The 8,675-nt window shown below is 63.9% G+C and carries 8 protein-coding genes and 1 pseudogene; 4 read left to right on the forward strand and 5 right to left on the reverse strand.

Annotation, left to right across the window (positions count from 1 at the left end; genetic code table 11):
• Window positions 1–386: 386 nt before the first annotated feature.
• A complete protein-coding gene (locus tag XH98_RS11500) occupies window positions 387–1,073 on the reverse strand; it encodes a DJ-1/PfpI family protein (RefSeq protein ID WP_271618648.1) in 687 nt (228 codons plus the stop codon).
• A gap of 91 nt (window positions 1,074–1,164) precedes the next feature.
• Here XH98_RS11500 and XH98_RS11505 point away from each other — a divergent pair, with 91 nt between their 5' ends.
• Window positions 1,165–2,103, forward strand: a complete 939-nt coding sequence (locus XH98_RS11505) for a GlxA family transcriptional regulator (protein WP_271602902.1) — start codon at window positions 1,165–1,167, stop codon at window positions 2,101–2,103.
• 25 nt (window positions 2,104–2,128) lie between these two features.
• Here XH98_RS11505 and XH98_RS11510 read toward each other — a convergent pair whose 3' ends face one another.
• Window positions 2,129–2,383 (reverse strand): DUF1127 domain-containing protein, encoded by a 255-nt coding sequence (locus XH98_RS11510; RefSeq protein ID WP_271618649.1) that lies wholly within the window; start codon window positions 2,381–2,383, stop codon window positions 2,129–2,131.
• Between the two features lie 159 nt (window positions 2,384–2,542).
• On the opposite strand from XH98_RS11510, the gene XH98_RS11515 reads away from it, so the two are divergent.
• Complete coding sequence (locus tag XH98_RS11515) at window positions 2,543–4,102, forward strand: winged helix-turn-helix domain-containing tetratricopeptide repeat protein (protein ID WP_271618650.1); 1,560 nt, start codon at window positions 2,543–2,545, stop codon at window positions 4,100–4,102.
• A 68-nt stretch (window positions 4,103–4,170) separates the two neighbouring features.
• Here XH98_RS11515 and bla read toward each other — a convergent pair whose 3' ends face one another.
• Window positions 4,171–5,055 (reverse strand): class A beta-lactamase, encoded by an 885-nt coding sequence (bla, locus tag XH98_RS11520; RefSeq protein ID WP_271618785.1) that lies wholly within the window; start codon window positions 5,053–5,055, stop codon window positions 4,171–4,173.
• Window positions 5,056–5,168: 113 nt separating this feature from the next.
• Between bla and XH98_RS11525 the strand changes: the two genes are divergently transcribed.
• Window positions 5,169–6,071 (forward strand): LysR family transcriptional regulator, encoded by a 903-nt coding sequence (locus XH98_RS11525; protein WP_271618651.1) that lies wholly within the window; start codon window positions 5,169–5,171, stop codon window positions 6,069–6,071.
• A 28-nt stretch (window positions 6,072–6,099) separates the two neighbouring features.
• Here the strand turns inward: XH98_RS11525 and XH98_RS11530 are convergent, their stop codons facing one another.
• Together XH98_RS11530 and XH98_RS11535 are read right to left on the reverse strand one after the other, a co-directional pair.
• On the reverse strand, window positions 6,100–7,107 hold the full coding sequence (locus tag XH98_RS11530; RefSeq protein WP_271618652.1) for a Na+-dependent transporter: 1,008 nt from the start codon (window positions 7,105–7,107) through the stop codon (window positions 6,100–6,102).
• Between the two features lie 16 nt (window positions 7,108–7,123).
• Window positions 7,124–8,071: an alpha/beta hydrolase gene (locus XH98_RS11535; protein WP_271618653.1), complete on the reverse strand. Its 948-nt coding sequence runs from the start codon at window positions 8,069–8,071 to the stop codon at window positions 7,124–7,126.
• A 198-nt stretch (window positions 8,072–8,269) separates the two neighbouring features.
• Here XH98_RS11535 and XH98_RS11540 point away from each other — a divergent pair.
• Window positions 8,270–8,675, forward strand: a pseudogene (locus tag XH98_RS11540) (DUF2155 domain-containing protein); the annotation flags it as partial.

Consider the following 8,675-nt stretch of genomic DNA (forward strand, 5'->3'; position numbering starts at 1 on the left):
CCAGCCTTCTTCATCTTCCGGATTGGATGCACGCGCATCCTGATGACGTCGCTGTGGACAACGGGATCAGCGGGGATGCTGATTGCCGGGCCGTTGCGTCCGCACGAGCAATGCGGCTCAATGAACCCATCTTACGGAGATGGGAAACCATCGCGTTCGGTTCGGGCAACAGTTCGCGACTGTCCCGAAATGCAGCGGCTGCCGAGGAAGGACTCGATCGGGAGATAGGCCCCCGGTCTGGAAGCTCCGACATCGCCCGATGAGAATGTGCGCCGCCGTGAGACAGGAAAGGCCGCTTGGGAAACCGAGCGGCCTTTTTCTGTTGGGTTGGGGGGAGAAGAGCGGGGCCGCGGGCTCTGTCATTGCGAGCGCAGCGTTGGGACACACTACATCAGCCGCTCGGCCGCCCGCTTGGCCGCATCCAAGCGCCGCGCCTGGAATGGCGCGATCCGCTCCTTCATGAGCGCGAGCACCTCGTCTGGCGCGGTCTCCGGCGAGCCCGAATTGAAGGGCGGCGCGGGGTTGTATTCGAGGCGGAGCTGGATGGCCTCGGCAGTGGGGCGGTCGACCAGCAGCGAGACCAGCGTCAATGCGAAATCGATCCCCGCCGTGACGCCGCCGCCGGTGACGCGGTTGCGATCGACGCAGACGCGTGTCTTTGTCGGTGTCGCACCGAACAAATTCAGCATCTCCATTGCGCTCCAATGGGTCGCGGCATTGTAGCCCTTCAGAAGCCCGGCCGCGCCCAGCACCAGCGATCCCGTGCAGACCGAGGTGACGAATTTGGCGCTTGTTGCCTGCTTGCGCACGAAGTCGAGCGTCTCCTCATCATTCAGGAGCGCATCGGTGCCGAACCCGCCGGGAATGCAGATCACATCCAGTTGCGGACAGTCGGCGAATGTCACTGATGGTGTCAGCATCAGCACGGAATCGCTCGGCACCGGATCAAGCGTCTTCCAGATCAGGTGCACGGTCGCGCCGGGGAGGGATGAGAACACCTGCAGCGGGCCGGTGAAGTCGAGCTGGGTGACGCGCGGGAATACCAGAAGTCCGATCTGGAGCGGTGCCGACATGAGAGCCTCCGAAGAAGAACTTGACGGGCGCAAAATGGCATGGTGCCCTCCTGTCCAAAATGGCGTACTTCCCTCACTTTCGGACATGACCATGATCGGCATCCTGATCTTCCCGGACTTCCAGCTGCTCGATGCGGCCGGTCCCATCTCGGTGTTCGAGATCGCGGCACGCGCCAGCGGCAAGCCGCTGGCGCTGCGGGTGCTGGCGCTGAATGCGGGCGCCGTGCGCTCGTCCTCCGGCGTCGAGATGATGGCGCGCGATTTCAAATCTGCGAACGCGATCACGACGCTGGTCGTGGCCGGCGGCGCGGGCGTGTCGGCTCCGGCGGGCTGTCCTGCGACGCTCGCCTTCGTGCAGCGGCTGGCCAGGCGCGGTGTGCGCATCGCCAGTGTCTGCTCCGGCGCCTATGTGCTTGCGGAGGCCGGCCTGCTCGACGGCCGCCGCGCCACCACGCATTGGGGCCGCACCCGCGAATTCGTCGCGCGCTATCCCAAGGTGAAGTTCGAGCCGGACCAGATTTTCACCCGGGACGGCAACGTCTGGACGTCGGCGGGCATCAGCGCCGGCATCGATCTCGCGCTCGCGATGGTCACCGAGGACCACGGCGAGGAGATCGCGCAAGCGACCGCGCGCCAGCTCGTGCTCTACCATCGCCGCAGCGGCGGCCAGTCGCAGTTCTCGTCGCTGCTCGAGTTGAAGACGCCGAACGGCCGCTTCGGTGGGCTGTTGTCGTGGGCGCGGGAAAATCTCGACGCGAGGTTGACCGTGGAAGACCTCGCCGATCGCGCCGGCATGAGCGCGCGACATTTCGCCCGCGCCTTTGCCGCCGAGACCGGCACGACACCATCGAAAGCGATCGAGCGCTTAAGGATAGAGGTCGCCCGCGAGCGCGTGCAGTCCTCGCGCGAGGCGATCGAGCGCGTCGCCGAAACAACCGGCTTCGGCGACCCCGAGCGCATGCGCCGCGCCTTCATCCGCGCCTTCGGCCAGCCGCCGCAGGCGTTGCGGCGCGCGGCACGGGCGGGGTAGGCGGTCCAATGGAGGCCGGTGCGCCTCAGACGAGAGGGTGGACGCGGCTCCGGATGCCTCGCGGGCCGATGTCGCTGTTTGAGACGACGTAGTCGATCTCGCCGCGCGAAGTGCCGATGTCCATCAACTCCCTATCACTCAAGTTAGACAACGTAGCGTGCAATTTCTGCTTATCACTCCATTCTTGGAAGGCATCCCAGCACCCCCAGAAAAGGCTGCAGACACACCGCGTTGATGCGGAGGTTCTTTCGAGCCAGCTGGTGCTGTAGATCGTGCTCATTGCCCTGTCTCCTCTGGAAGATCTGCACCCGCACGAGATTGCCAGGGGAGATCCAGCCGCGCTTGACCGGCAGCTTACATTTTCCTTTTCAGCAGCTTATTCTTGCGATTTTCGCCGGGACCAACCTCCGGTCGGCCGGCTCACTCAACGGATCAGAATTTGCGCTATCTGTTCGAAGAGTACGCATTCGACACCGACCGGCGCGAGCTGCATCGCGGGGATAGCCTCATCGCGATCGCACCCCAGGTATTTGACCTGCTCGACTACCTGATCAGAAACAGGGATCGGGTCGTCAGCAAGGATGACCTGGTGAACGCCGTTTGGAAGGGCCGCATCGTGTCCGACGCTGCGCTGACGACCCGCCTGAATGCCGCCCGAATTGCGATCGGCGATTCCGGTGAAGAGCAGCGCCTCATCAAGACCCTGCCGCGCAAGGGCGTCCGGTTCATCGGAACCGTGGCGGAGAGTGAGACCAGAGAGCCGATGGGCCCTGGGAGCAGGCCAGGACCGGAAGCACCCACTCTCGCGCTTCCCGATAGACCGTCCATCGCGGTGCTGCCGTTCGAGAATATGAGCGGTGATCCCGAGCAGCAGTATTTTGCCGATGGCATGACTGAAGAGATCACGACTGCACTGTCCCGGTTCAAATCGCTGTTCGTCATTGGTCGCAACACGAGCTTCACCTACAAGGGGCGCGTTGTCAGCGCAAAGCAGGTCGGTAGAGAACTCGGCGTCCGCTACGTATTAGAGGGAAGCGTTAGAAAAGCCGGAAGCAAGGTTCGCATTACCGGGCAGCTTCTAGAGGCTGTGACGGATCGACATTTGTGGGCTGACCATTTTGATGGTGCGCTCGAGGACGTTTTTGGTCTGCAAGACCAAATCACAGCAAAGGTCGTTGGGCTGATTGCTCCGAAACTCGAGCAGGCGGAAATCGAACGATCGAGACGGAAACCTACCGAAAAGCTGGACAGCTACGATTTCTTCTTGCGGGGTATGGCGCTGGGGACAAGTCGGAGGGCGCAACCTCTTGCGCGGGCCTTCTTTAAGGAAGCGTTTGAACGAGACGAAGAATACGCCGCAGCATTTGCCATGGCTGCGTGGACATTTCTCGTGCAGCAAGTGACCAGCGGCTTGCCTCTGACAGAGGAAATGCGAGCGGATGCGGTTCAGTTTGCTCGCTTGGGTGCAAGAGCGGCAAATTTCGACGCTTTCACATTGGCCAGGTGCGGCCATGTGCTGACGTATTTTGGGCAGGAATATGATCGTGGATTGTTGATGGTCGAGCAGGCTGTCGCTCTCAACCCAAATCTCGCCATCGCCTGGTACTCCCGGGGATGGGTGGCGCTGATGTGTGGTGAACCAGAACGCGCCATTGAGAGTTTCGACCGAATGATCAGGTTAAGTCCTTTTGATCCGTTACGAGCAACTGCTTGGTTGGGAATCTCGTTTGCACACTTTTGTCAGGGACGATTCGAGGAAGGATGCGCCTTGGCGGTGAAGGCATTCCAGTTCACCGCCGATACAAATATGCTCGAAGCCTATATTGCGAACTCGGTCCGAGCTGGACATGCTGTCGAAGCCCGCGAAGCGGCGGCGCAATTGTTGAAGCTTCAGCCGGACTACCACGCTTCGCGTGGCCGACAGGCTGTTCCTTTCCGCTCAAACGACGTGCGCAAGCAGATCGCATCGGCCTTGCGAGCCGCTGGCTTGCCGGAGTAGCCCCGCACATCTCCGCGCCGTAGGGGCCGGGATCGACAGCGGCACGGGGAGGGCGGGCACAGGGGTCGTCAGCCAAAGGCCTTGCCGACCTCCCGACCGACGGATGCGATCACATCGTTTCGTCCGTTGGGATCGAGCGATGCGCCGGTGAGATAGACCGCGATGATGATCGGCGAACGCGCAGGCGGCCACACGATGGCGACGTCGTTGGCCGTCTCGCGTTGACCCGAACCGGTCTTGTCGCCGACACGCCAGCCTTGCGGCAGGCCCGCCCGCAAACGGCTGTCGCCGGTCTTGTTGGCCACAAGCCATTTGATCAGTTGATCGCGCCCTTCAGGGACAAGGGCATCACCGAGCAGCAGGCGCCGGAAATTTGTGGCCATCGCATTCGGCGTGGTGGTGTCGCGGGGATCGCCCGGTGCGGCTTCGTTCAGTTCGGTTTCAATCCGATCGAGCCTGGTCGTCTCGTCGCCGAGGCTGCGCGCAAAGCTGGTCAAGCCGGCGGGACCGCCAATGTTTTTCAGAAGTGCGTTGCCGGCCGTGTTGTCGCTCAGGGTGATGGCAGCCTCGCAAAGTTCGCGAAGCGACATTCCCTCTCCGCCGACATGCTTGCTCGTGGCCGGCGAGTACTCGACGAGATCGGCCTGCTCGATACGAACGCGCCGTTCAAGGCCTTCCAGCTTGCTGCCCACGTCTTTCAATATTGCTGCCGCTGCCAGGACCTTGAATGTGCTGCACATGGGAAAGCGTTCGTCTCCCCTGTGATGGATCGGAACGCCGGAATTCGTGTCGAGCACGGAAACGCCGAGTCGACCTCCGCTCTTCAGTTCCAGCTGCTTGATGGCCTCGATGAGCGGTGCAGTTCCACCTGACGCGGCAACCGAAACATCAGGCAGGAACAGACCTCCGGCGATCGCACATGCGGATGAGCTGAATTGACGTCGTGTAAGCATCGAGAACTCCCCTGAATGCGGCAAGGTTTTGCGTCGCGCCCCGGCGATTGACAAACGATGGTTCGTAAGGCCATCCATAAGTAAAACTTGGATCGGAAAAACTTGGATCGGACTTGGCCCGTCGCCCTGCCAATATTTCCAATCTGCCCCTGAATGCGCTCCGCTCATTCGAAGCGGCCGCGCGCCATCTCAGCTTCACCAAGGCCGGTCTCGAACTGCGGGTGTCGCAGGCGGCCGTGAGCCAGCAGGTGCGGGTTCTGGAAGAGAGCCTGCGCGTCAAGCTTTTCCGGCGATTGACCCGCGGGCTCGCTCTCACGGAAGAAGGCGAGGCGCTGCAGCCTGCAATCTCGGATGCGTTCGGCCGAATCAATCAGGTGCTGGACCGGTTCGAGAACGGTCGAATGCGCGAAATGCTGACAGTTGGCGTCGTCGGAACGTTCGCATCCGGCTGGCTCCTTCCGCCTCTCAGGAGCTTCACCTCTGATCATCCGAACATCGATGTCAGAATCTTTGCGAACAACAACCGTGTGGACCTCGGCGGCGAAGGGTTGGACTACGCCATTCGATTTGGCGATGGCGCGTGGCATGGAACGAACGCCGAGCGGCTGGTCGAGGCCCATTTCACACCGATGTGCGCGCCTGATGTGGCCAAGCGCCTGAGAGATCCAGTCGACCTCCATAAGGAGGTGTTGTTGCGGTCGTACCGGCCGGGCGAGTGGGCGCAATGGTTCGAGGCGGTCAAATGCAGGCAACCGCGGATGACCGGCCCCACCTTCGACTCGTCGGTCTCCCTGGCGCATGCCGCGGCTCAAGGCGCCGGGGTCGCGCTCCTGCCGGTCGCGTTGTTTTCGGACGATCTGTCGCGCAAGCGGCTGGTTTGCCCCTATGACGACCAAGTCTTTCTGGGATCCTATTGGCTCACGTCGCTCAAATCCAAGAGGCTCTCGCATGCGATGAAGGCGTTCCACGACTGGATCTTGGCGGAGTGCAAGAAAAAGAAGTCGCGCAATCCATAATGCTTCCGCGCCCTCCAGACGGCAGCTTTTAAGTTGCGCTGCTTGGAGCCACCGGGCTGGACGTTTCCGCCCGCGCGGTCAGCCGCCGCGCGATCGGTGTCAGCAAGTACGGCGCCAGATGGATCGGAAACTGCGTCATCGCGAAATAGAGCCAGGTCGTCGGCGGCAGCGCGCCTGATGTCGCGGCCAGCATCAGGCCGAGATTGCGCTGTGACACCATCAGCCCGAGCGCCAGCGCGCGCTCGGTGCCGATGCGGCGGAACAGCAAGGTCGTGATGGCGAGCAGCGCAAAATAGATCGTGAAGGACAGGGCTGCGAGGCCGATGGTGAAGATCGGCCGCGCCATCAGGTCGCTGATCACGTCGCCCATCACGGCGGCCGCGAAGATGAAGAGGATGATGATGTTGAAGCCGTCGATCGGCTGCTTGTAGCGCTGGATCGTCTCGGTGCCGAACAGCCGACGGATGACGGTCGCGCCCAGCAGCGATGCCGCCAGGATGCCGAGCAGTTTCAGGCCAAGCGTGAGTGGGGAAATGCTGAGCATGCCGCCGAGAAACAGGCTTGCGAACAGCGAGGCGGTGAACGGCACGATCGCGGTTGCGGTCACCAGCGTGACCAGCACCAGGGTCGCATCGAGGCCCATCAGGGCGGCGAGCGCCGGAGAGGCCATCATCGGCGAGGCCATGCTCTGCAGCATCAGAGCCAGCGACAGGCCGGGCGCGTGCTCGGTGAGCCCGGTCGCATGCGCGATCAAGCCAACGATGACGGGCACGCCGATCGTGGTCCAGGCCGTGGCGGTCGCCACCAGCGCAGGCCGACGCAGATGGCCATAGAGCGCCACGAGATCGACCCGCATGAAAGAGATGCAGAGCAGGACGAGGATCGCCTCGGTGACGTAGGGACGCAGCAACGCGCCGAGCGGAGGCACGGCTGCGGCGATGAATACGACAGCCGCCACCGCGCGCGTGCCCTGGCTGCCGAGCCAGGTCAGGCCGCGCAGCGGAAGGGCGAAGAGGGATTGAAGCGCTGGTGACATCAGGATGGTGGCGTTGTCAGCCCAACGCCTTCAGCCAGGCGCCGATCTCGCTCACGGCAACATTGGCCTGTTGCAGCAGTTTGCCCATGGTGAAGAAGCCGTGGAATTGGCCGGGATAATGCTTGGTGGTGACCGGCACGCCGACCTGCTTCAGCCGTGCGGCGTATTCCTCGCCCTCGTCGCGCAGGGGATCGGCCCCGGCGGTGAGCACATAGGCCGGCGGCAGGCCGATGAGCGTGGTCGCACGGGCCGGTGAGGCGCGCCAGTCATGGATATCGGCGGCGCCGTTGAGATAATGGTCGCGAAACCAGCGGACCACCGCATGCGTCAGCAGCACGCTGGTCTCTGGCTCGCTGTGCGAGCCGTGCGTCATGGCGAAGTCGACGGCGGGATAGATCAGCACCTGGCCCGCGAGCTTGGGGCCGTCGCCATCACGCGCGGCCAGCGCAACGACGGCCGCGAGATTGCCGCCGGCGCTGTCGCCACCGATCGAAAGGCGCGCAGGGTCGATGCCGAGCTCGCGCGCATTCGCAGCCACCCATCTGGTCGCGGCAATCGCATCATCGGTTGCGGCGGGGAACTTATGGTCGGGCGCGCGGCGGTAGTCGATCGCGATCACGATCAGCGCGCCTGCGTCGGCGAGCTGCCGGCAGACGACGTCGTGGCTGTCGAGATCGCCGATCACCCAGCCGCCGCCGTGGAAGAACACCAGCGCGGGCGCCAGCCCATCCTTGAGACGCGGCTGTTTCGGCACATAGATCCGTGCCGGGATTGCGCCGTGGGGTGCAGGGATCGACAGCGGCGCGACGCGGGCCAGCTCGGGCGGCTCGGGGTTGGTGGCAAACCGGGCCCGGAGGTAATCGTCGCGCGCTTCCGCAGGGGGCAGCGTCTCATAGGGAGGGCGGCCAGCCTCCTGGAAGGCGCGGTAGACGGCGGCGGCATCGGGATCGAGCACGACGGGCATGGGGGCGACCTCGGTGGTTTCTGGTTATCGTTGGACGGGGGCAATGCCCGCTTCGGCCCCCCGGGGAGAGGCCTCCAACTATCCCATCCAGGGGCCGGGATGGCCAGCGGGTGGCCGGCAGGCCAGGAATGCCGCCCTTTCCCCGCCGTATTCGCCGTGTTAACCGGTTGGCCTGCGAGCGGCGGTATCCCCTGTAGAATGTCCAACAAGCCCGATTCGCTGTTGAAGCCGCGCGAGATGTTCAAAACCTTTACCCTGACAGGCCTTGCGGCGCTGCTGGCTGCCAGCGCGCTGACGGTTGCAACGCCGGTGCAGGCGCAGATCGGCACGATCTTCTCCGATCCGCCGCCGCTGCGCCCGCCGGGGACCATTCCCCGTGGCGGACAGCCGCAGCCGGCCCCGACCCCCGACGACGACGAAGAGGTGCCTGAGCTGCCGCCGCAGGGCCGTGTGCTGCCGTCGCGCCCGATGCCGCGCCAGGGCAATGCCATGCCCGGACCGGTCGAAACCCAGCCGCTGGCGCCGCCGCCGGGCACCACCATCGCGCCGCAGAACCAGCCGCCGGCCGTGGCGGTTGCGCCCCCGGGCGGGCCGGCCCAGCCGG

This window comes from Bradyrhizobium sp. CCBAU 51745 (genome assembly GCF_028128715.1).
Taxonomy (GTDB): domain Bacteria; phylum Pseudomonadota; class Alphaproteobacteria; order Rhizobiales; family Xanthobacteraceae; genus Bradyrhizobium; species Bradyrhizobium manausense.

Excerpts from the sequence above, each read along its gene's own strand:
- XH98_RS11510 (WP_271618649.1), bottom strand. The coding sequence starts at position 2,383 with ATGAGCACGATCTACAGCACCAGCTGGCTCGAAAGAACCTCCGCATCA.
- XH98_RS11500 (WP_271618648.1), bottom strand. The coding sequence starts at position 1,073 with ATGTCGGCACCGCTCCAGATCGGACTTCTGGTATTCCCGCGCGTCACC.
- XH98_RS11535 (WP_271618653.1), bottom strand. The coding sequence starts at position 8,071 with ATGCCCGTCGTGCTCGATCCCGATGCCGCCGCCGTCTACCGCGCCTTC.
- bla (WP_271618785.1), bottom strand. The coding sequence starts at position 5,055 with ATGCTTACACGACGTCAATTCAGCTCATCCGCATGTGCGATCGCCGGA.
- XH98_RS11530 (WP_271618652.1), bottom strand. The coding sequence starts at position 7,107 with ATGTCACCAGCGCTTCAATCCCTCTTCGCCCTTCCGCTGCGCGGCCTG.
- XH98_RS11505 (WP_271602902.1), top strand. The coding sequence starts at position 1,165 with ATGATCGGCATCCTGATCTTCCCGGACTTCCAGCTGCTCGATGCGGCC.